Annotated in this window: 19 protein-coding genes; 6 read left to right on the forward strand and 13 right to left on the reverse strand. The window is 68.6% G+C overall.

All coding sequences use genetic code 11. From position 1 onward, the window contains the following. The first annotated feature begins 86 nt into the window (after positions 1-86). Positions 87-1565, forward strand: a complete 1479-nt coding sequence (locus ACFOY6_RS11360) for a methyl-accepting chemotaxis protein (protein ID WP_379650776.1) — start codon at positions 87-89, stop codon at positions 1563-1565. Positions 1566-1939: 374 nt separating this feature from the next. Here ACFOY6_RS11360 and ACFOY6_RS11365 read toward each other — a convergent pair whose 3' ends face one another. Beyond that, positions 1940-2770, reverse strand: a complete 831-nt coding sequence (locus tag ACFOY6_RS11365; RefSeq protein WP_379640479.1) for a flagellin — start codon at positions 2768-2770, stop codon at positions 1940-1942. A gap of 720 nt (positions 2771-3490) precedes the next feature. On the opposite strand from ACFOY6_RS11365, the gene ACFOY6_RS11370 reads away from it, so the two are divergent. After that, positions 3491-4477, forward strand: a complete 987-nt coding sequence (locus ACFOY6_RS11370) for a tripartite tricarboxylate transporter substrate-binding protein (protein WP_379650778.1) — start codon at positions 3491-3493, stop codon at positions 4475-4477. Positions 4478-4822: 345 nt separating this feature from the next. On the opposite strand, the gene ACFOY6_RS11375 is transcribed toward ACFOY6_RS11370, so the two are convergent. Further along, on the reverse strand, positions 4823-7144 hold the full coding sequence (locus ACFOY6_RS11375) for an FdhF/YdeP family oxidoreductase (RefSeq protein ID WP_379650780.1): 2322 nt from the start codon (positions 7142-7144) through the stop codon (positions 4823-4825). A 117-nt stretch (positions 7145-7261) separates the two neighbouring features. On the opposite strand from ACFOY6_RS11375, the gene fdhD reads away from it, so the two are divergent. Both fdhD and ACFOY6_RS11385 read left to right on the forward strand, forming a co-directional pair. Beyond that, on the forward strand, positions 7262-8074 hold the full coding sequence (gene fdhD / locus ACFOY6_RS11380; protein WP_379640477.1) for a formate dehydrogenase accessory sulfurtransferase FdhD: 813 nt from the start codon (positions 7262-7264) through the stop codon (positions 8072-8074). Between the two features lie 69 nt (positions 8075-8143). Continuing rightward, complete coding sequence (locus ACFOY6_RS11385; RefSeq protein ID WP_379650782.1) at positions 8144-8737, forward strand: hypothetical protein; 594 nt, start codon at positions 8144-8146, stop codon at positions 8735-8737. On the opposite strand, the gene ACFOY6_RS11390 is transcribed toward ACFOY6_RS11385, so the two are convergent. Genes ACFOY6_RS11390 through motA form a run of 6 tightly spaced genes read right to left on the reverse strand, consistent with a single transcriptional unit; the run spans position 8731 to position 14902 of the window. Further along, positions 8731-9510 (reverse strand): flagellar basal body L-ring protein FlgH, encoded by a 780-nt coding sequence (locus ACFOY6_RS11390; RefSeq protein ID WP_379650784.1) that lies wholly within the window; start codon positions 9508-9510, stop codon positions 8731-8733. The genes ACFOY6_RS11385 and ACFOY6_RS11390 overlap by 7 nt on opposite strands. Beyond that, positions 9507-9956 (reverse strand): flagellar basal body P-ring formation chaperone FlgA, encoded by a 450-nt coding sequence (gene flgA, locus ACFOY6_RS11395; RefSeq protein WP_379640473.1) that lies wholly within the window; start codon positions 9954-9956, stop codon positions 9507-9509. The genes ACFOY6_RS11390 and flgA overlap by 4 nt, the downstream gene beginning before the upstream one ends. Before the next feature lie 11 nt (positions 9957-9967). Then, the gene (gene flgG, locus ACFOY6_RS11400) at positions 9968-10750 is read right to left on the reverse strand and encodes a flagellar basal-body rod protein FlgG (protein ID WP_379640472.1); all 783 of its coding nucleotides are present in this window, start codon (positions 10748-10750) and stop codon (positions 9968-9970) included. A gap of 59 nt (positions 10751-10809) precedes the next feature. Further along, the gene (locus ACFOY6_RS11405) at positions 10810-11562 is read right to left on the reverse strand and encodes a flagellar hook basal-body protein (protein WP_379640471.1); all 753 of its coding nucleotides are present in this window, start codon (positions 11560-11562) and stop codon (positions 10810-10812) included. 1 nt (position 11563) lies between these two features. Continuing rightward, entirely contained in the window at positions 11564-13996 is a 2433-nt protein-coding gene (locus tag ACFOY6_RS11410) for a hypothetical protein (protein WP_379650786.1), read from the reverse strand. A gap of 6 nt (positions 13997-14002) precedes the next feature. Continuing rightward, entirely contained in the window at positions 14003-14902 is a 900-nt protein-coding gene (gene motA / locus ACFOY6_RS11415) for a flagellar motor stator protein MotA (RefSeq protein ID WP_379640468.1), read from the reverse strand. Between the two features lie 117 nt (positions 14903-15019). Between motA and ACFOY6_RS11420 the strand changes: the two genes are divergently transcribed. Beyond that, positions 15020-16036, forward strand: coding sequence for a hypothetical protein (locus ACFOY6_RS11420; protein ID WP_379650788.1), 1017 nt, complete (start codon positions 15020-15022; stop codon positions 16034-16036). A gap of 44 nt (positions 16037-16080) precedes the next feature. On the opposite strand, the gene ACFOY6_RS11425 is transcribed toward ACFOY6_RS11420, so the two are convergent. Continuing rightward, a complete protein-coding gene (locus ACFOY6_RS11425; protein WP_379640593.1) occupies positions 16081-16338 on the reverse strand; it encodes a hypothetical protein in 258 nt (85 codons plus the stop codon). A 365-nt stretch (positions 16339-16703) separates the two neighbouring features. On the opposite strand from ACFOY6_RS11425, the gene ACFOY6_RS11430 reads away from it, so the two are divergent. Continuing rightward, positions 16704-17237 carry a hypothetical protein gene (locus ACFOY6_RS11430; protein ID WP_379650790.1) on the forward strand — a complete coding sequence of 178 codons (534 nt, stop codon included), beginning with the start codon at positions 16704-16706 and terminating at the stop codon, positions 17235-17237. Positions 17238-17279: 42 nt separating this feature from the next. Here the strand turns inward: ACFOY6_RS11430 and ACFOY6_RS11435 are convergent, their stop codons facing one another. From ACFOY6_RS11435 to ACFOY6_RS11450, 4 genes are read right to left on the reverse strand one after another with little or no spacing between them, the layout of a single operon-like run. Next, complete coding sequence (locus ACFOY6_RS11435) at positions 17280-17996, reverse strand: MotE family protein (protein WP_379650792.1); 717 nt, start codon at positions 17994-17996, stop codon at positions 17280-17282. An 18-nt stretch (positions 17997-18014) separates the two neighbouring features. Continuing rightward, a complete protein-coding gene (locus ACFOY6_RS11440; RefSeq protein ID WP_379650794.1) occupies positions 18015-18692 on the reverse strand; it encodes a hypothetical protein in 678 nt (225 codons plus the stop codon). Between the two features lie 12 nt (positions 18693-18704). Continuing rightward, positions 18705-19766 carry a FliM/FliN family flagellar motor switch protein gene (locus tag ACFOY6_RS11445; protein WP_379650796.1) on the reverse strand — a complete coding sequence of 354 codons (1062 nt, stop codon included), beginning with the start codon at positions 19764-19766 and terminating at the stop codon, positions 18705-18707. A gap of 3 nt (positions 19767-19769) precedes the next feature. After that, complete coding sequence (locus tag ACFOY6_RS11450) at positions 19770-20300, reverse strand: flagellar basal body-associated FliL family protein (protein WP_379640460.1); 531 nt, start codon at positions 20298-20300, stop codon at positions 19770-19772. Between the last annotated feature and the right edge of the window lie 23 nt (positions 20301-20323).

Raw genomic sequence — 20323 nt, forward strand, 5'->3', positions numbered from 1 at the left:
TTTTCCTGAACCGGGTACCGATGCTTCAGAACCCTCCCCCTTTGCCCACCGGCACGCCATCCTCGGAGCAAGGGAAGGCCGGGGCCTTGCTGCTCCTGGCAGCGGTTCTGGTACCGCTGGGGCTGGGAGGGCAGGCGCTGGCGTCCTGGCTGGGCTTCTGGCTTGGGGGCGTGGGACTTGGCCTGCTGCTGTTCGGCGGCGCGTTGCTGCTGGACAGCCGGCTGCACCGCCTGTCGCGCTGGATGGCCGAGCCGCTGCCGAATGGCGCTCCGCCTCCGCTGGGTTGGCTCGGCCGGGCTTGGCCCGGTCTGGCCGGGCTGGCGCAAGGAAGCGTGTCGCTGCGACGGCAGCTATCGGAATGCGAAATATTGTTGGAAAAGCAGGTCCTGGCGCAGGAGCAGGAAGAGGCGCAGCGCCTGGAGGCACTGAACGCCATGGCCCAACGCATCGAGCGCGAGGCGGGCCAGCTGATCGCCGAGATGGCCGAGGGTGCCAGTGACCTTGGCCAGCTGACGGATGAGGTGGAACTCTCGACCGGACGGGTGGAGCAGCAGGCGATGGCGGCCAGCACCGAGGCGGACAACTCCGCCCAGGCCGCCGACGCCGCCGCCGGCCGCACCGCGCAACTGGCCGATGCGGTGGGCCACATTGCGCAGCAGATCTCGCGCGCCGCCGAGGCCACGCGCAGCATCGCCGACCGCAGCCGCCACACGCGCGACATGTTCAACGAGCTGGAAGGCATCATTGAGAAGATCGGCGAGGTGTCGCGGCTGATCCACGAGATCGCTGGGCAGACCAACCTGCTGGCGCTGAACGCCACGATCGAGGCGGCGCGGGCGGGCGAGGCGGGCAAGGGCTTCGCCGTCGTCGCCTCCGAGGTGAAGACCCTGGCGGGCCGAACGGCTCACGCCACCACGGAGATTGCCGACCGGCTGGGCCTGATCCAGCGCCAGGCGGAGCAGGTGACCCACTCGATGGACAGCATCGGTGCCAGCATCACCGAGCTGGACGAGGTCGCCGCCACGGTCGCTGGAGCCATGTCCGAGCAGGCCATCGCGGTCAACGAAATCGCCCAGGCTGTCTCCGCCGCCGCCAATTCCGCGCGCCAGGCCCAGGAGCAGGTGGCTGGCGCCTCGCGGGAGATCGACGACAGCCGCATGTCGGTGGGCATGATGCACAGCGCCTCGGGGCAGGTCCTGGCGACGATGGACGGCTTACAGAACCGGCTGGAGAGTGTGGTGGAGGGTGCTGTCTCCGCGATCCGTCACCGCCCCTCCGCGCGCAGCGGGCTGGACCTGCCGGCCACCCTGCATGGCGTGGCGGCGGCGGCCGTGCCGGTGCGGGTGGTCAGCCTGGACCCGCTGGGCGCCTGCCTGCGGATGGAGCGGCCCCTGCCACGGGGCAGCCACGGCACGCTGGAGGTACCCGGCCTGCCACCCGTGCCGGTCCGCGTGGTGGGGCAGGGAGACATCACGCGGCTGGCCCTGCTGCAGGATAAGCAGGCCGGAGCCTGGCAGTCTTCCCTGATTGCTTATCTGGCGAAGCTGGAGAGCGAAGCGGCCTGAGGGTGTGCGGCAGTTCTTGAACGTCCCTTCGCGTCCATAGCAGGCGCCGTGCTCGCGCAGCACCTCGGACGCTGCCTTGAAGGTGCGCGGCACATCGGCATCCACCTTCTCCAGGGTAGGCGCTGCCGCATAGGGCCTCCAGGCAGCGCTAACGTTGGCAAGACAGGCAGCGAAGATCATCGTTGCCTGTGGCCTGCGACGGAAGCCTGAGCCCTGGCATGGGCGGAAAGCGGAAAGATGACGGCGCCAGGGATGTAGCGGTCCGATGTCCCTGGCGCCGTCCCCCTTACCCCATCATGGTTGCCGCCAATGAGGGGAGCTTACTGCCGGCTCTGCCCCCGAGCCTGGGAGGAGCCGGCAGATCTGTGCGCTGATCAGAACCCGCGGAAGAGGGTCTGGATCAGGGCCGACTGGTTCTGCGTGGTGATCGACAGAAGCTGCGTCGCCAGCTGCTGCTGCGTCTGCAGCGCGGTCAGGCGGGCTGCCGCCTCGTCCATGTCGGTGTCGATCAGATTTGAGATCGAGGCGCTGAGATTGTCGTTCAAGGTTGCGAGCAGGTCGCTCTGGGTATCGATGCGCTTGGAGGCAGTGCCGAAGTAAGTGGCGATGGGCTTGGAGAGGTCCAGCGCCGTGTCGATTGCAGCCAGGAGCGTTGTGTAGTCGGTGGCCGCTGTGGCATCGGTGGTGAGGTCCGTGGCCGCCGCATCCTGCAAATCCTTTTTGGTGACAGTGATGGTGTCGCCATCCTCGTTGATCATGACGGTCATGTCGGTCGAGGCTGTGGCCAGCAGGCTCTTGCCCTGGAATTCGGTCTTCGTGACGATATCGGTGACCTGCGTCACCATCTCGAGCACTGCTGCTTCGGCGCTGGCGTAGTTTGCGGTGCCGGTAGAGTCGTTCGCCTGATACTCTATCACGATTGCCTGCATCTTCTGCAGCAGGTCGACCACCGCCTCTGCGCCGGCCGAGGCTGCGGCAACAGTTGAGGAAGCAATGCTGAGACCCTTGGCCACTTCCTTGCCCATGGCCAGGTCGGTCTTGAGCGTGTTGGCGAGCGACCAGATGGCGGCATCGTCCTTGGCGGTGTTGACACGCTTGCCGGTCGCGATCTGGATCTGCACCGTGGAGACCTGCTTGTTCAGCGAGCGCAGGCTCTGCATGGTCATCAGGGCGCTGGAAGAGGAGGAGGAAACGGCGCTGAGCATTGTCGATGTGTCCTTTGGCGGCAAAAAGGGGTCTTTCGCGGCAGCTTTGTCTCAAATCTCGGAATTGAGACTGTGCTGTTGCGAGCATGGCTCTGGACAGTCGTCCTGGCCGATACTCTCCGGATTTTGCCGGGGCGATTTAGAGGATTACTTCGGGTATCAGGCAAATCCTCTTGTGCTCATCGGTTGGCACTAGAAGATCTCTGGAGCCTTCAACTCTTTTCTTCCTGATCTCCAATGTGCCGCCTGAGCTGCAGATCGACAACGAGAATAATCTTTTTCCAGAGCCTCAAGGAAGAAAAATGGGAATATTGGTGAATGGCTCGTTAATTACTTGAGGGGAAGGGAAAGCTTCGGAACAGTTAAATACTTGTGTCATTAGAATTTGCACGTAGCGCCTTATCCTTAACTGGGGAGTTGGGCCTTGACCGGCGCCGCAAGGGATTTTCTGCTTCAAGCCGAGAACCGCTTTCTGACAACCTCCTCTCCCACAGCAAATGAACACGATAATGAGATTTATCGTGCTCGATGCTTTGGATTCCCCTTGGTCTGAGCTGCCTCTCAGCCATGCCGGAGGGTGCTGCGTGGTGCGAAGGCGGCCTTTGCCTCCTGCAAAAGGTTTAGGCCTCGCAGGTTGGCCAAAGAGTGCAAAGCCCGAGAAGCCTTGGGAAAGAATGGCCTTGCTACTTTTCCTCCAGCATCGGCCGGAGGAAGCAATCCGTGGATAACACAAGGCTGAAACGGCGCCTGTTCTGCAGCATCGCCTTGGCCGGCTGCCCCATGATGGCTCAGGGCCGCGTTCCTGCTCCACTGGTAAAGACGGATATCCGGCTGCTGGTCGGATTTCCGCCTGGTGGCGCCACGGACATGGTGGCACGGCTTTATGCTGAGCAATGGCGCGCGCTCGGCCATGCATCGGTGGTGGTGGAGAACAAGCCTGGTGCTGGCGGCCGGTTGGCGGTGGAGGCGCTGTCCATCTCGCCGCCTGATGGCAGCACCTTGCTGCTGACACCGGCCAGCATGTTGACCATCGCGCCGCATACCTACCCGCGCAGCACGCGCTACAATGCCCTGCGTGATCTGGCGCCTGTCTCCCCGCTTTGCGCCTTTCCCTTCGCCCTGGCAGTTCCTGCTGCGCATCCGGCCAGAAGCTTGGATGAACTGCGGCTCTGGGCCTTGGCGCAAGGCGTGGTGCCTTTTGCATCACCGGCCGCCGGATCGATGCCTCACCTATTGGGCCTGAAGCTCGCTTCGGCTTGGGGGGCAAGCCTGGAGCATGTTTCCTATCGAGGTTCGGCGCCGGTGCTACAGGATCTCCAGGCGAGGAACCTGTCCAGTGCCGTCCTGGTGCTGGGGGATGTGCTTTCCGCCCATCTCGCGGGCAGCGTCCGCATCCTGGCCCATACGGCTCCTGATCGTATCGCGCGCCTGCCTGATATCTCCACCTTCGCCGAACTCGGCCTTCCTGCTCTTACAGCACAGGAATGGTTCGGCCTCTTCCTGCCATCCGATTCCTCGCCGGAGATCGTATCGTTCTTCCACAAGGGAGTGGCCAACGCTCAGATGGCCGCCCCGGTTGTCAATGGCCTGACGCGGCTGGATTATCGGCCCTTTCTGCTCTCGCCGGACGCATTCGCCTCGCGGGTTGCCGCCGAGTATAAAGAATGGGGCCGGATTGTGCAGAAGATGGAACTCTCCCTGGAGTAGGAAGGCCGAAAGGCCCTTCTGAAGGGCAGTCAGCAGCCATGTGCCAGCTCCCTCCCTCTGGCGCTGCCCGAAAGATCCGGCTGTGGCGGTCTCAACCGCCTTGATCAGCCAGCTTTAGGCCACTGGCGAGCACCCTGGCATTCTTTACGGAGGGCGTGCCCGATCTCTGGGCTCTGCTTGCGGGAGGATTGTTCATGAGGAATGCGGCAACTTGCCACGAAGCCATCTTCCGCTGTGAAGCAGGCATGTATTTCATCGGATGCACAGGTAACCAACGGCGTATGCACTGGAGTTGCCGCCTTCCCCGATAGTTGGGCCGGGAAAGGCGGCGAAGCGAAGCCCGGATCAGATGGCGCCGAACGGGCGCGGCGCGGCCTGCCGATCGATGACGACCGGGACTGACTTGGCGGCAGGAACCTTGCTGCCCTCCGCATGGTGGCTGAGTGGGATCAGCGGATTGCATTCCGGATAGTAGGCGGCGCAGCAACCTTCAGGAACCGCATAAGGCGTCACGCGGAAACCGCCGAGGCGCCGCATGATCCCATCCTCGATGGCGCATTGGAGGGAGACAAGCTCGCCCTCCTGAAAGCCCTGCCGCCGCATGTCGGCGCGGTTCATGAACAGGATCATGCGTGTGCCTTGCACGCCGCGGAAACGGTCGTGATAGCCATAGATCGTCGTGTTGAACTGGTCGTTGCTGCGCAGGGTGATCAGCTGCAGCACGCCCTCCGGCACGGCGACCTGCGCCTTGGACACGGTTGTCGGCGTCAGGAACTCGGCCTTGCCGGATTTGGTCGCCCATTTCCGGTCCCGGGCGCCGAGCGGGCGAGGGAAGCCGCCGGGCTGGAACAGCCTTTCGTTGAACCGCTCAAAATACTGCGGATAGGTTGCCTCGATCGCATCCCGAACGCGGCCATAGTCGCCAACCCACCCATCCCAGTCGACATGCGGGTTGGAAGGCAAGGCGGCCTTGGCCATCTCCGCCACGATCCGGGGTTCGGACAGCAGATCGGGGCTGGCCGGCTCCCGTTTGCCACGGGAACCATGGATGCACGCCGTGCTGTCTTCTATGGAGACAGCCTGCGGGCCGCTGGCCTGATGATCGACCTCCAGCCGGCCAAGGCACGGCAGCAGGTAACACACCTCGCCTGGAAGGAGATGGCTGCGGTTCAGCTTGGTGGCCACATGTACCGTCAGACGCAGCCCCGTCCAGGCAGATTCCACCCGCTCGGTGTCCGGTACGGCGCGGGCGAAGTTTCCGCCAAGCCCGATGAAGCCCTTGGCCTCGCCGTCAATTACGGCCTGGCAGGCATCCACCGTGCTCCATCCCTCCCAACGCGGCGGCTCGAAATGGTACTGCTCGGCCAGGCGGTCGAGCGGAACCAATTCGGGCTTCTCGCTGATGCCCACGGTGCGCTGGCCCTGCACGTTGGAATGGCCGCGCACCGGCAGGATTCCGGCGCCGCGCCTGCCGATGTTGCCGCGCAGCAAAAGCAGGTTGATCAGCAGACGCACCGTCTCCACGCCATCGCGGTGCTGGGTCAATCCCATGCCGAACTTGGCGATGACGGCCCGGGCATTGCAGTAGACGTTGGCCGCCCCCTCCAGCGCCGTGCGGGAGAGACCCGAGCGTTGCTCGATCAGCGACCATTCCATGGCCCTCACGCTCTCCGCGAAGCTCTCGAAGCCCTGCGTGTGCTCGGCGATGAAAGCGTGATCCACCACCGGCGCCCGGCCGGCGGCGCGCGCCTTGTCGTCGGCGGCGATGACGGCCTTGCACAGCCCCATGATGGCCGCGCCGTCGCCGCCTGCCTTGAGCTGGTGGTATTGGCTGTCCAGTCGCGTATCGCTGCCGGCAAAGGCGTTGCCCGCCATTTCGATCGGGTTCTGCGGGTTGACGAAACGCTCCAGCCCCCGCTCGCGCAGCGGGTTGAAAATGATGATGGGGACGTTCCGCTTGGCCGCCTTCTGCAGCGGATGCAACATGCGCGGGCTGTTGGTGCCGGTGTTCTGGCCAAAGGAGAGGATGCAGTCGGTGTGGTCGAAATCCTCCAGCAGCACCGTCCCGACTGGGACGCCAATGCTCTGCGGCAGGGCCACGCTGGTGGTCTCGTGGCACATGTTGGAACTGTCCGGCAGATGGTTGCTGCCATAGAGCCGGGCGAAGAGCTGGTACATGTAGCTCGTCTCCAGCGAGGCCCGGCCGGAAGCATAGAAGACCACCGTCTCCGGCCGGAGCTGGCGCAGCTCCGCGCCGATGGCGCGAAAGGCTTCCTCCCACGCGACCGCCACATACCGGTCCGTCTCACGGTCGTAGCGTAGGGGCTGGGTCAGCCGTCCGCTGTATTCCAGGTCATGGTCGTTCCAGAGCCGCAGCTCGCTGACCGTATGGCGTGCAAAGAATTCCGGCGTGGCGCGCCGGCTGGTCAGCTCCCAGGTGGTGGCCTTGGCGCCGTTCTCGCAGAACTCGAAGGGATGCGGTGAAGCCGGCTTGGCCCAGGCGCAGCTGACGCAGGCGAAGCCGTCCTTCTTGTTCTGCTGTGGAAGCAATCGCAGTACGTCCTGGGCCGCTCCGTCGCGCCGCACCGCGTTCAGCAGAGATTGCGCCGAGCCCCAGCCGCCCGCCGGCCCCTTATAGGGTTCGATCTTCACGGCTTTCTGCGACATGCCCGGTCTCCCTGCGTTGCAACCTTGCCTGTCCAACGCGCACCCTGCGCAAGGGTTCCGCGAAACCGCTGGTTCTGCCGTGCGTCTTGCTTCTGGGTGCAGCGGGAGAGACAGGCCATGATGATGCAGGAGACGGCAAGCCGGCCCAGCCTGGTATTGCCACGCCTGGCCCGGCAGGGCGATCAGGCGGAGCCGGGTTTCCGTGCTGTGGCGGAGGAAACCGCCGTGGCCCTGACCTACGGCCGTTCCACCCACGCGGTGATGATGGCGAGCCCCATCGCGCTGGAGGATCTGGGGTTGGGCTTCAGCCTGACGGAGGGGTTGATCGGCTCCCCTGCCGAGATGCTGTCGCTTGAGGTCGTGCCACGGCCGGCTGGCATCGAAGTGCAGATGGAGGTGGCCGAGGCCTGTTCGGAGGTTCTCGCGCGCCGCCGCCGGCGCATGGCCGGACCCTTGGGATGTGGGCTCTGCGGCATCGAGAGTCTGGAAGAGGCGGGCCGGAACCTGCCGCCGGTCACCGCCGGCACGACCCTGCCGCACGCCGAGATCAGCGCGGCCATGGAGGCACTCTCCGCCGCGCAGGCCCTGCACCGCGAAACCCGCGCCGTGCATGCGGCAGGGTTCTGGCAGCCCGGGCGCGGGTTGACGCTGCTGCGAGAGGATGTCGGCCGCCACAATGCGTTGGACAAGCTCGCCGGGGCGCTGGCCCGCCAGGGCCAGCCGGCCGGAGCGGGCGCGCTGCTGCTCACCAGCCGCGTTTCGGTCGAGATGGTCCAGAAGGCGGCCATGATCGGCGCGCCGTTGCTTGTGGCGGTCTCCGCGCCCACGGCGCTGGCGGTGCGGGTGGCTGAGAGCTGCGGCATCACCCTCATTGCGCTGGCGCGGGGTACGGCCTGCGAGATCTTCACCCATCCGGACCGCGTGTGCTGACTTGGTCGTGGCTGTCCAGCGCGGGTGCACCTAATGTCGCAGGGTAGCCTCCGCTCCGGACAGCTTTTCATGGCCACTTTCCTCCCCACCCTGGACACGCCCCCGCCGCGTGGCAGCACCGGTGGTTTTCTGCGCCGCCCGCAAGGGGATGGCGTGCTGTTCCTGTTGCAGCCGGCGCGGCCCCCCTTGGCCTTTCAGGCAGCGGCCCTGTTGCTGACCGGGTTGTTCGGCCTGCCGGCACTGGCCGTGGCGTTGAATCCGGCGCGGCACGATGGCGTCTCCATCACGGCCGCGGTGGCTGGTCTGGCGGTCGCCGCCCTGGCGCTGCGGGCTTTGCAGCGGACCCGCCGCAACCGCCACCCCCGGCAGATCCTGCTACGCCCGGAAGGCGTGGAAACCGCCGAGGCCCTGCTGCCCTGGCGGCCCCTGGCGGCGCTGCGTGTCGTCCAGCCAGAGGCGGGGCCTTACGGGGGCGAAGCTGCCGGCATCCATGCATTGGCGGCACGCATCGCGCAGCAACAGCATGCCGCCAATGCTCGCCTGGTGCTCGACATGGCCGATGGGCGGACGGCGCTCCTCGCCTCCGGCCTGGGGCTGGAGACGGCGCGGGCGCTGCGGGAGGCGCTGGCGCAGGACTGGCCGCCCGCGCCGCCGCCTCAGTAGGGCAGCACGCGCTCGATGATCTGCTGCCCCCAACGCGGCCGCTGCAGATCGCTCGACACGCCGCGGCCGCCATAGGCAATCCGCGCCTCGGCGATCTTCTCCGAGGCGATGCGGTTGTTGGGGCGGATATCCTCGGGCCGGATCATGCCGCGCAGCTGCAACTCGCGCAGCTCGTTGTTCACGCGGATCTCCTGCGAGCCGGCGATCTCCAGATTGCCGCTGGGCAGCACCCGCACCACTGTGGCGGCCAGTTGCAGGCGGATCTTCTCGGTGCGGCGGACGCGGCCCGTCCCATTGCTGGTGCTGCCGCCGCCCAGTTCCAGCGCCGGGTCCAGCGCGCCCCCGAAGGCCTTGCCGAGCGCGCCTTGCAGGCCCATCAGGAAGGGCAGGTTGAGGTTCTGCTTGCTCTCCCGCTCCAGCTCCAGCCGGTTGTCGAACTGCGCGCTGTCGTCGATCTCGATCTCGACGGTCAGCAGGTCGCCCACCGTGCGGGCCCGCTGGTCGCGGAAGAAGGTGCGGCTGCCGGGGCGCCAGAGCGAGCCCATCATCGTCGGGCCGGTGCCGGCCAGGCGCGGCCGTGTGGAGACCTCGATGGGATCGTCGCTGCCGGTCAGGGAGGGGATGTCGGCCATCGCGCCGGGGGCGGAGATCGGCGGCGGCTTCTGGATGTGGCCGAAGCTGTCGCAGCCGCCCAGGACCAGCACCGCAGCCAGCGCCAGGCAGCCGCCCGGCAGCAGCCGCGCCCGCCGGGGGAGGAGGGAAGGCCCGCTCATGGCCGGCCCTGCACTTCCGCGGTGCCATCGGCCACCACCATGGCACGGATGGTGCGGCCGCTGATCGGGTTGTGGATGCGGATCTCCTCGCCCACGGCGCCGGCCTCCATGGCGCGGCCTTCCATCTCGAGCGTGACGCCGGCGCTCTTCCAGAAGACGCGCACCATCTGCGTGGCGCGCACCGCCGAGCGGTCGCCGATGTCGCGCTCGGGGATGGGTGCATTGGCGCGGATACGGCGCCGCACCTCCAGCCCGATGATGTCCCGCTCGGCCTCGATGAAGGTGGGCGCGTCGCGGCGCGGCACCACGGCCTCCACATCCTGCGGGCGCAGCACGTCGCCCGGCTGCAGGGCGCGCGTGGCGTGCCACACCTCCCGCCCCCAGGCGGGCGGCGAGAGCAGCAGCGCGGCCGCCAGCAGCGGCGGCGCGGCGGGGGCGAGGCGCATGCTCTCCTCCCTCACCGCACGTTATTGACGGTCTGCAGCATCTGGTCGGTCGCCTCGATCACCTTCGAGTTCATCTCGTAGGCGCGCTGGGCGGCGATCAGCTGGGTGATCTCCTGCACGACATTGACGTTGGAAGCTTCCAGATATCCCTGACGGATTTTCGCATAACCGGGATCGGAAGGCAGGCCGCCGTTGGGCTGGCCGGAGGCTTCCGTCTCCAGGAACTTGTTGCCGCCGATCGCCTCCAGCCCGGCCTCGTTGGGGAACAGGTAGAGGTTCAGCCGCCCCGCATTCTGCTGCTGCCCGTTGGCCTGGGTGACGAGGACCTCGCCCGCCTGGTTCACCGTCACGTCCCGCGCATCGACGGGGATGTTGATATTGGGCTCGATCGGGTAGCCCTCGCTGCTCACCAGCTGGCCTTCCTGGGAGAGCTTGAAGCTGCCGTCGCGGGTGTAGGCGGTGGTGCCGTCCGGCAGCGTCACGCCGAAATAGCCGCGGCCTTCCAGCGCCAGGTCGTAGCGGTTGCCGGTGTCGGTCAGCGAGCCTTGCAGCGTGATGCGGTTGACCGCCGAGCTGCGCACGCCGAGGCCCACCTGCGTGCCCACCGGCAGCAGCGTGCCCGCTTCCGAGGAGGCGGAGCCGACCCGCTCCGAGGACTGGTAGATCAGGTCCTGGAACTCCGCCTTGCGGCGGGTGAAGGCAGTGGTCGAGACATTCGCGATGTTGTTGGCGATGACCTCGACATTGGTCTGCTGGGCCTGCATGCCCGTGGCGGCGATGCTCATGGCGCGCATGGTGCGTATCCCTTCAAGAACCGTTCAGGCCAAGACCCGTTCAGGCATGTCGTTGCAGATCAGTTCGGGCGCCCGAGCGCCTCGATCATCCGGCGCACCCGCGAATCATCCTCGCTGACGATGCGCTGCATGGCCTCGTAGCTGCGCTGGATCATCGTCAGGTTGGCCAGTTCCAGCACCGGCTGCACCGTGGAGGCCTCCAGCGCGCCCTGCGCCAAGCGGATGCCCGGCGTGCCGGGCGGCACGGGCTGCACATCGGCGGCCGGCAGCTCCAGCAGGCCATCGCCCGCCTTGCGGATGCCCCGCATGTCTCCGGCACGGAACAGGCCGATGCGGCCCGCCTGGTCCACCCGCCCATCCACCGTGGCGAGCAGCGTGCCGTCGGCGCGGATCTCGAGGCTGCTCACCCGGTCGGGCAGCAGGATGCGCCCGCCGCCCTCGTCCAGGATGGGGCGGCCGGCGCTGTCCATCAGCGTGTTGTCGGCGCCCACCTTCATGCGGCCGTCGCGCGTGTAGCCGCGCCCGCCGCCGGGGCGCTCGACCGCCAGATAGGCCTCGCCGTCGATCGCCACGTCGAGCGGGTTGCCGGTGGCCGAGATGGAGCCCTGCTTGACGTCGATATAGGTGGCGCGGTCCTGCACGAAGGCGATTTCGCGCCCCGGCACGGCCAGGCGGCTGACATGGGTCTGGAACAGCGTCCGGTCGCCGCGAAAGGCCGCGGTGTTGGCATTGGCCAAATTGTTCGCCGTGACGTCGAGCTGCTGCCGCAGCGCGATCTGTCCCGAAAGGCTGACGGCACTGGGACTGTCCATCTCAGTTGCTCCCTGTCTCTGGCAACAGGCTTTCGATCTGGCGGCTGCGCGAGATGGCAGAGCGGGCGGCGGCCACGCCACGCATCGGCCCGCCCGTGTCGCCGCTCAGCTGCAGCAGGGTGGCGGAGCTGCTCTCGGGCGCCAGCAGCTCCGGCGCCACGCTCGGGCGCTGCCGCGCCAGGGCGGAGGCGCTGGCCAGCCGCGCCGTGGCCTCGGCCCGCTTGGCGGCATCGAGGCCCGGGTCGCGCAGCAACTCGGCATAGGCATTGGCCGCCTCGACCCAGGCCTGGGCCTGGAACAGCCATTCCGCGCGCGCCAGCCGGTCTGGCAACGCGCGCAGCGACTGCAATTCCTGCGCTGCCTCCAGCGGCTTGCCCATGCGGCCCAGCGCGGCGGCGGCGGCGCGATGCGTATCCGCCGTCTCCGGCAGGCCGCGCAGCAGCGCCATGGCGCGCTGCGGATCGCCCTGCGTCGCCATCGCCTCGGCGCGGGCAATCAGCAGCGCGGCCCCTGGCTGCCGTGCGGTGGAAGGGGTCAGCTGACGGCTGGTGTCCAGCGCCGCATCATACAGCCCCTCATCGAGCATCAGCCGCAACGCACCTTGGCGGATATCGTCGCCGCGCTCGCCGGGCGTGGCATAGCCCTCATACTGCCAGTACAGCGACAGCCGGTCGCCGGGCGGTGGCAGGGTCATGCCTTTGGCATCGACCAGCAGCAGCCGCAGTGCCTGCGCCGCCAGCCGGGCGCCGCGGCTCTCCGTGCTGGAGCGCTGGTTGGCATGGCTGGCGCTTTCCGCCACGGCCAGCGCCTGGGCCAGCTCGCCGCGCTCCAGCAGCCGCTGGGCGTAGAGCATGGCGGCCTCCTCGCCGAGCGGCTCGTAGCGATAGACGCGCGAGAAATCCATCAGCTGCGCTTCCGCCCGCCGCCCCTCCGCGGCAGGCCGTGAAAGATTCAGCGCCGCCAGCCGCATGCGGGCCTGAAGCGCCGGGAGGCTGCGCCCGCCGCGTGCCGCGCGCTCCAGGTGCAGCGTCTCGTCCGCGCGGTTGCCCTCCAGCCGTGCCAGCTTGGCCATCAGCAGGCTGCGCTGGGCCTGCTGGTCGGCGCGAAGGTCGGGGGTTGTACGGACGGCGGCCAGCAGGGTCCGCAGCGTCTCGCTGTCCTCCTCCACCGCATCGGCCATCGTGGCCACGAAGGTCAGGCGCAGATCCGGCGGAATATCGCGCAGTGCTGCCCGGGCCTGTGGCGCCAGCTTGGCCAGCGCCGCGGCGTCGTTGCCGATCGCCGCTACCAGGGCACGCCAGAGCGGCAGGTCAGGACGGGTGCAGTCCGGCGCCTCCGCCAGCAGGGGGGAGGTGGGGCTGATCGGCTCGCGCTCCAGCAGCCGCGCCACGTCCCGCACGCGCTCCAGCCGCTCCCGCAGCGCCGCCGTTGGCTGCTCCAGCAGGGGCGAGGAGAGCACGGACAACGCCTCCCGCGTCAGTTCATGGAACGCGTAGAGTTCCGCCAGGGCCGCCATCTCGGCCGCCCCCTGGTCCGACAGGGCCAGCGCGGCGCGCCGTGCCGTCAGCTGATTGGCGAAGCTGTCCTCGTCCGACCAGCTGCGCAGGCTGAAGGAAGGCTCCAGGCAGACCGGGCGCGGCGGCTCTTCCGCCGGGGCCGCGAAGCTCGGGTTGGGCATGGACACGGCCCCGCCGGGGCGCGGCGCAGCAGGGGCCGCCGCCGGGGTGGATACCCTGTTCAGCAGGGCCAGGCGGCTCAACATGCTCTCCCGCAATGCGCCGAGATCATCGGCGGGTGGCGGTGCAGGCGGCGCGGGCGGGGCGGCGGCCGCCGGAGCCGTGGCGGCGGAACCCTGGAGCATGGCCTTCGCTTGATCGGGGCTCATCAGCCCCAGCCGCACCGCATCGTCCAGCAGGCGCTGGCGGGCCGCGGCGATCTGCGCCGCCTCCCGCGCCGCCTGGGCCTCGCGCGGCGAGGCAGGGTTTTGGGGCGGTGTTGCAGGGGCGGCAGCCTTAGCGGGGGCAGCGGCCGTGGCGGGCCGCAGGTCGACGAACAGCATGCCGTCCGTGACGCCACTCTCGGCCACGCAGTCGCAGGTGACGCGCAGCAGCAGCACCGTCTCCTCGCTGTCCTGGCGGAACTCGGCGCCGCTCACTTCCCGCAGGCGCCGCAGAGCGGCCAGGTCCAGCTGGTGCCGGCCGCGCAGCCGCACCTCGTAGTCCTGCCCGACCCGCCGTAGGCTGTAGGGCGGAATGCGGCCCAGATGCAGCACCACGCGACCCCGATCGGGATGCTGGCCACTGCGGACGCGCACCACGGCACCGTCATCCGGCGCCGTGAGCGCGGCCGGCGCAGGCGCCGCCTGTTGCGCCAGGGCAGGGGAGGCCAGCAGCGGTGGCAGCACCAGGCTGGCCAGCAGCAGGGAACGGCGCATGCGCGCTTACTCCCCGCCGCCCTCGCCGGACCCGTCGGTCTTCACCCGGCCCGCCTCGCGCAGCTGCTCCTCCATCTGGTCGAAGCTGGGCTGCATCTTCGAGGGCACGGCCTGCCGGCCGACTTCGACGCAGATCTGGGGCGACAGATTCTCCAGGTAGCTGGAGATCACCACGCGGGCGACATCCAGCATCCGCTTCTCCTCCTCGAAAATAGCTTTCAGGCGCGAAGCCATGGGGCCGATCAGCCCGTAGGAGAGGAACACGCCGAGGAAGGTGCCCACCAGCGCCGCGCCGATCATCCGGCCCAGCACTTCCGGGCTTTCGCTGATGGCGCCCATGGCCTTGATGACGCCGAGCACCGCCGCGACGATGCCAAGCGCCGGGAAGGCGTCGGCCATGCCCTGGATGGCCTTGGCGGGCTTCAGGTTCTCGTTGTGCCGCTTCTCGATGGTGCTTTCCATCATTTCGCCGACGCGGTGCGGGTCCTTGTTATTGAGAGTGATGGTCCGCATCGTGTCGCAGATCAGGCCGCGCAATGCCGGGTCCTGTGTGAGGCGGGCATAGCGGCTGAAGATCGGCGAGGCCTCGGGCTTCTCGATATGCTTCTCGAGCTTGGCCGCGCCTTCCTTCTGGTGCGTGCGCAGCAACAAATAGAGCAGGCAGAGCACATCGCTGAAATCCTTCCGGTTCCAGCGTGAGCCCTTGAAGACAAGCCCGAAGGATTTGAGCGTCTTGGCGACGAGGGCGCCGTCACCGCCGATCAGCAGCGTCATGAAGCCGCTGCCGCCGATGATCATCATCTCGGGCCCGACAGCCCCGAGAATCACGCCCATCTTGCCGCCGGCAATCAGGTACCCGCCGAAGACGGCAACGAAAACTCCGAGGATTCCGGCGATCTGGATCATCGACTGGGGCGGCCCCGCATGTTGCGACGGTCGGGCCAGGATCTGCCCGCGCCAAGGCTCTTATCATTTCGCGCCTTTCTGTGCTATGAGCATTTTTCGCAAACCGTGAGGTCCGCCATGCCCCTTCCCGCCGCTCTCGGCACCGCGCTGGATCAGGCCGGTCTGAATGCCACGGCGCGCGCCCGCACCGAGAAGATCGGCCGCTACACCGTCGATGCCCAGGTAACTGGCGCATTGCGAAACGCCGCCAAGGCAACGGGCATGGGCTTCGAGGTGCTCGCCGCCAAGGCCGCCATGGAAAGCGGCTTCCGGGCCGAGGCGCAGGCCTCCACCTCCTCGGCGCGCGGCCTGTTCCAGTTCATCGAGCAGACCTGGCTCGGCGTGGTGCAGGCGCACGGCGCCGAGCACGGCCTGGCCAACGAGGCCGCCGCCATCACCCGCACCGGCGGGCGCTACATGGTCTCCGATCCGGCGCTGCGCAGCCGCATCCTGGCGCTGCGCGATGACCCCGACATCTCCGCCCGCATGGGGGCGGAGCATCTGAAGGACATCTCCGACGCCCTCTCCCCCGTCCTTGGCCGCAAGCCGGATGCGACGGAGCTTTATCTCGGGCACTTCCTCGGCGTGCGCGGCGCCACGGAAATGCTGCGGGCCGCCAGCAACGACCCTGGCACGGCCGCCAGCAGCATCCTGCCCGATGCCGCGCGTGCCAACCCGGCCATCTTCCGCGGCGCCGATGGCGCGCCGCTCTCCGTCCGGCAGGTGATGGACCGGCTGCGCGAGCGAGTCGGGCAGACCTATGCGCAGCTCGGCATGAACGCCCCGGCCGGGCCGGTGACGCTGGATCCCACGGCGCTGGCCAGGCTGGCCAAGCCAGGCACAGCCCAGCCCAGCGAGGAGCCGCGCTGGTGGGGCAGCGGCGCGCCGGCGCGGGTGGCGCATACGCAGGAGCAGGCGATGGTCTCCACCCTCGTGGATGTCTTTACCCGGATGAACCGGATTGGCGCGATGCGGGGTGGCGAGGATGGCCGCAACCTGCCCGCCGAGGTGGTGGAGGCGCTGCGGGGCCAGCAGCCCGCGCCGGCCGCGGCAGCCGGCGCACAGAAGGCCTACACGGCCAGCCAGAGCATCTGAGGAATCCAATTCCGCCGGGGTGGAAAGCCGCGCCGGCGGATGCCTCAGGCGCTCAGGCTTGCCAGGGGTGGCTCCTGCCGCGACAGACGGCGATCATTCTCCCGCCGTACCTCGGCGCCATGCCGATGGCCGGTTGTATAACAGTGCCACAGCGCGATCTGCATGAAGGCCCGCAATTCCGCTGGCAGGTCCGACGGTGCAGGCATTTCCAGGGTCTGCCAACGGGCAGAATCCTGCGGGTCTTTCGAAGACAGGCCGTCGCGCCGGCCTTGTGCGGCCGCATGAGCCAGCAGGGCCTGCACGGCGCCCTCCCACAGGGCCCCATTCGTTGCGGCGGAACTTTGTCCAGCCATCGTCGTTCTCCAAGCCGAACTTTTTTCGAATTTTCGCATTATGCGCGATATGCGAAATTCATCAAGCGGGCCAAACATCTTTCCTTTCGTCGCCGCAACCCTTACGACGTTTTGCGAAAAATTGTGGAAGTTGCGGGAGAGTTGCCAAGCTTCTGATCCTCCGCGGAGACACCGCCATGAGCCTGTCCTTCCGACCGCGCTTCTCGCCTCTGCCGGCTCTCGCCGTCCTGGGTGCCGCAGGCATTGGCGCGAGCTTCGGCGGCATGCCGGAACTCTCGCGTCCGTCCGGGTCCGTACCCCTGATGTCCTTGGCCATGATGGCGAGCGTGGCGGGGTGGATGTGGTGGCGCAATCGCGGCCTGAATGGCCGCTTCTCGGCCCTGGGGCTGGAGGTGCGGCCGCTGGCGGTGCGCCCGGCGCAGCCCGAGGGGCTGCTGCGCTTCTCGCTGGCCTCCCCGCGGGGCTGGCAGGCGCGGCAGGGCACATGGTGCCTGGAACTGACGCGGGGCCGCGCCGCGGAAGCCGGCTGGTCGCTGGCGCTGCGCCCGGCGCGCTTCACCGCCCGGCATTGGCCGCTGGCGCATGCCGCAACGCTGGACGGGTTGCTGAACCTCGCGCGCCGGCTTGCCACCCGGCCAGGCCTCCTCCTGCCGGAAGGGGCGCAGGAAGTGACCACATGGCTGGAAGGCGACCTCGAATTCGTGCTGCCGGTGGCGCAGCAGCGGATCATGGCGTTGGCAGAGGGCGGATACGCGCTGCGCAACGCGGCTGCCTGGCGCGCCATCTCGCCGCAGACCGCGGACACCATGCTGGCCCAGGGCAGTCCCGTTCCCACAAGTGGCCGCTGAGCCTGCACGCCCGCCTGCCATGGCAGGCGGGCGCCTGAAGGATCAGGGTGTCTGGGGTGTGCGGAAGGCTTCCCGGCGGCCGGCGATTTCCTGCGTCACCGCCAGCGCCGCCGGCGGCTCCATCTGCGCCATGATCGGCCCCGCCTGACGCTCCGGGATCTTGAGCAGGATGATGGCGGCGCGTGGCGGCTCCAGCCGCTCCAGCACCTTTGCCGCCTGTTGCGGGCGCATGTTCACATAAAGTGCCACCAGCGCATCGATATCGGCCTCCGCCGCGGTGCTCTCCCGCACGACGAGTTGCTCGATCTCCGTCCGCAGCCGGATCAGCTCGGCGATCTGCGCGCGGGCCATCGCATCGGCGGCCTGCAGCCGCGCCTCGCGCGCCTCCAGGGATCGCTCGCGCCGGTCGATCTCCGCCTGGCGGCGCATCACCTCGGCCAGCAGGCGCGCCTCACCGGGCCGCTCCTCGCCGAGCGGATTGGCGCGCACCGGCGCAGCCAGCACGGAGGAGACGTTCGGTGTGGCGATGACGCCCTCGCGCAGCGTCACCGGTTGTTCCGGCACAGGGCGCGGCGCTTCCGGCGAGCGAGAGAAGGCCGTGCTGAAGCCCGGCATCACCGGCCAGGCTGGTCCTTCCATCAGGTTGGAAATACGGCCGGGCAGCAGCGCCGCCAGGCCCAGCGCCATCATCGGCAGACCCAGGCGTGGCCCCAGCAGGCGGCGCCGGGACGGGGCGAGGTCAGGCGGGTAGGAGGTCATGATGCGATGTCCTGGCGATCAGTCGAGCTTCACGCGGATGGTGCGCTGGGCCGGCACGGCGGCGGCCGCCGCCGGCCCCGAAAGGTCGGCGAAGAGCAGCTCGGCGGCCAGCAACCGCTCCAGCGGCGGTTCGGCCGGCGGGCTGGATGGCAGAGGGACCTGCAGGGAGGCCGACAACGGAGCCGGCAGCGGGGCTGACAAGGCCGCCGCCAGGGAGGCCGGGGGTGAGGCCGGGGGGAAGGCAGACACGTCCACGATCGGCGGCTCGGCCGACGCGGGAAAGGCCGGCGCCGGCCGGGCGGAGAGGCGGTCGGCCAGGCCGAGCGGCTCCACCAGCTCGCGCGGCGGCGCGGCGGCACGCGCGGCATTCAGCTTGCGGTTCTGCCGCAGCGCCTGGTCGAGCCGCAGCGCCACCTCCTCGGCATTGCGCGAGGCGGCCGAGAGCTCCTGCGATAGGCGCCGGCAGGCGGTGATCTTGCTATCCACCTCGGCGATGCCGTCGCGCACCTTCTGCACGATGCCGCCCGCCGAGGCGTCGAGCCGGCGGGAGGCCTCGTCGAGTTGGGCGATCACCTCGCCCGCGCCCTCCAGGGCGCTGCGCAGGCGCCCCATCCTCCGGTAGAGCAGCGCGATCCATCCCGCCTGCGCGGCCAGCACCGTCAGCGCAGAGGCGTCGAGGATCTGTGTCAGCGTCATGGGGGTTTCTCCTCACCCGTCCTGGCTGATCGGCGTATCGCCGGGCCAGCCCTTCTCGATCACGCACTCCTCCACGCGCAGCACCACCCGATCGTCCTTCGAGGCGATCACCGCGCGGCAGACCATCAGCCCCTCGCAATGCACGTCAATCGGATCCTCCTGCCGGCGGTCCAGCATGAAGACCGAGCCGGGCTGCCAGGAGGCGACCTCGGAGAACGGCACCGTCCGTTCCTCGATCACGGCAGTCAGGTCGACCGTGGCGCGGGGCAGCTCCTCGGCCAGGTGGCTGCGCCAGATCGTGTCACCGCCCTGCTTCTTGCCGAGCACCTCCTGGCTCAGCAGGTCGCGCACCGGCTCCAGCGAGGCGAAGGGCAGCAGGAAGTCAATGTAGCCGCCGCGGCCTTCCATGGTGATCTCGGCGCGGAAGGTCAGCGCCGGCGCGGTGGGCTTGGTGATCAGCGCGTAGGTCGGCGTGATCTCGAAGCGCTCCAGCCGGAAGCTGGCGGGCGAGACGGCCTCGAAGGCCTTGCTCAGGTCGTTGGTGACGACCGAGACGAACTTCTCGACGAAGGTGCGCTCGATGGCCGTGTAGGGCCGCCCCTCGATCGGCTGCAGCGCGTTGCGCCGGCCGCCGAGCAGGATGTCGACCAGCGAGCCGATCAGCCGCGAATCGAGCGCGGCGAGGCAGTAGCCGTCCCATTCCTCGATGCGGATGATGCCGATCAGCGCCGGCAGGGTGATGGTGTCGAGGAAGGCGCCGACGCGCACGGGGCGCGAGCGGTCGATGACGACATCGGCGTTGTCGGCGGTGAACTTGCGGCTGGAGCTGGTCATCAGCCGCGCCAGCCGGTCCACCACGATGTCGAGCATCGGCAGCTTCTCGTAGCGCACCGCGCCGCCGACCAGCGCCTCCAGCCCGCGCCGGGGCGCTTCCGGCTCGGCCGGGCCCTCGGGGCCGCCGAACAGGTCGTCGATGTCGCCCTGGCCCATGGCGACGCCGGCGGCGCCCCAGTCGGCCATCGGGTCGATGGCGGGATCTTCGCCGCCCTCGGGCGGTGTCTCGGCGCCGCTCATCGCTCAGGCCACCACGAAGCCGGTGATCAGCACGTCGCGCACCTTGCCCGGGCCCAGCACCAGCTCGAGCCGCCGATGCAGGTCGCCGCGCAGGCGGTCCATGGCCAGGGCGCCCTCCATCTCGCCATCGCGCAGGGTGCGCAGGTATAGGATGAGGCTGTCGTAGATGCGGGGGCTCAGCAGGTCGGCCTGCACCAGCGCCGGGTCTCCCATCACCTCCACCGCCAGCTTCAGGCGGAGCTGGCGCGGCCGCCCCGCATTGGGCAGCGAAAGAGTCATCTCCGGGAACTCGACGAAGCTCGGCTTGCCGGGCGAGGCCGGCGTGCTGGCCATCTCCGTCTCCTCGGCGGGCGTGCGGCCCAGCAGAGCCTGCACCTTCTCGGGCAGGCCGGGCACCAGGAACCAAGCGCCCGCCGCCCCGCCGCCGAGCAGGACCGGCAGCAGCAGCAGTATCAGGAGCAGCCGCTTGCGGCCCTTTTTGGCGGGCGCCGTTTCCTGATTTTTCGCGGATTTGTCCGCGGGTGTCGAAGGCATGGTCGGCGGATCTCCCGGCGATG

Origin of the sequence: Teichococcus aestuarii, from assembly GCF_042651065.1 — a bacterium.
GTDB lineage: Bacteria > Pseudomonadota > Alphaproteobacteria > Acetobacterales > Acetobacteraceae > Pseudoroseomonas > Pseudoroseomonas aestuarii.

What these genes read in the sequence shown, in the direction of transcription:
- ACFOY6_RS11420 (WP_379650788.1), top strand. Translation starts at nt 15,020, where the DNA reads ATGCCCCTTCCCGCCGCTCTCGGCACCGCGCTGGATCAGGCCGGTCTG.
- ACFOY6_RS11450 (WP_379640460.1), bottom strand. Translation starts at nt 20,300, where the DNA reads ATGCCTTCGACACCCGCGGACAAATCCGCGAAAAATCAGGAAACGGCG.
- ACFOY6_RS11390 (WP_379650784.1), bottom strand. Translation starts at nt 9,510, where the DNA reads ATGAGCGGGCCTTCCCTCCTCCCCCGGCGGGCGCGGCTGCTGCCGGGC.
- ACFOY6_RS11435 (WP_379650792.1), bottom strand. Translation starts at nt 17,996, where the DNA reads ATGACCTCCTACCCGCCTGACCTCGCCCCGTCCCGGCGCCGCCTGCTG.
- ACFOY6_RS11375 (WP_379650780.1), bottom strand. Translation starts at nt 7,144, where the DNA reads ATGTCGCAGAAAGCCGTGAAGATCGAACCCTATAAGGGGCCGGCGGGC.
- ACFOY6_RS11440 (WP_379650794.1), bottom strand. Translation starts at nt 18,692, where the DNA reads ATGACGCTGACACAGATCCTCGACGCCTCTGCGCTGACGGTGCTGGCC.
- motA (WP_379640468.1), bottom strand. Translation starts at nt 14,902, where the DNA reads ATGATCCAGATCGCCGGAATCCTCGGAGTTTTCGTTGCCGTCTTCGGC.
- fdhD (WP_379640477.1), top strand. Translation starts at nt 7,262, where the DNA reads ATGATGATGCAGGAGACGGCAAGCCGGCCCAGCCTGGTATTGCCACGC.
- ACFOY6_RS11410 (WP_379650786.1), bottom strand. Translation starts at nt 13,996, where the DNA reads ATGCGCCGTTCCCTGCTGCTGGCCAGCCTGGTGCTGCCACCGCTGCTG.
- ACFOY6_RS11445 (WP_379650796.1), bottom strand. Translation starts at nt 19,766, where the DNA reads ATGAGCGGCGCCGAGACACCGCCCGAGGGCGGCGAAGATCCCGCCATC.
- flgA (WP_379640473.1), bottom strand. Translation starts at nt 9,956, where the DNA reads ATGCGCCTCGCCCCCGCCGCGCCGCCGCTGCTGGCGGCCGCGCTGCTG.
- ACFOY6_RS11430 (WP_379650790.1), top strand. Translation starts at nt 16,704, where the DNA reads ATGATGGCGAGCGTGGCGGGGTGGATGTGGTGGCGCAATCGCGGCCTG.
- ACFOY6_RS11385 (WP_379650782.1), top strand. Translation starts at nt 8,144, where the DNA reads ATGGCCACTTTCCTCCCCACCCTGGACACGCCCCCGCCGCGTGGCAGC.
- flgG (WP_379640472.1), bottom strand. Translation starts at nt 10,750, where the DNA reads ATGCGCGCCATGAGCATCGCCGCCACGGGCATGCAGGCCCAGCAGACC.
- ACFOY6_RS11405 (WP_379640471.1), bottom strand. Translation starts at nt 11,562, where the DNA reads ATGGACAGTCCCAGTGCCGTCAGCCTTTCGGGACAGATCGCGCTGCGG.
- ACFOY6_RS11365 (WP_379640479.1), bottom strand. Translation starts at nt 2,770, where the DNA reads ATGCTCAGCGCCGTTTCCTCCTCCTCTTCCAGCGCCCTGATGACCATG.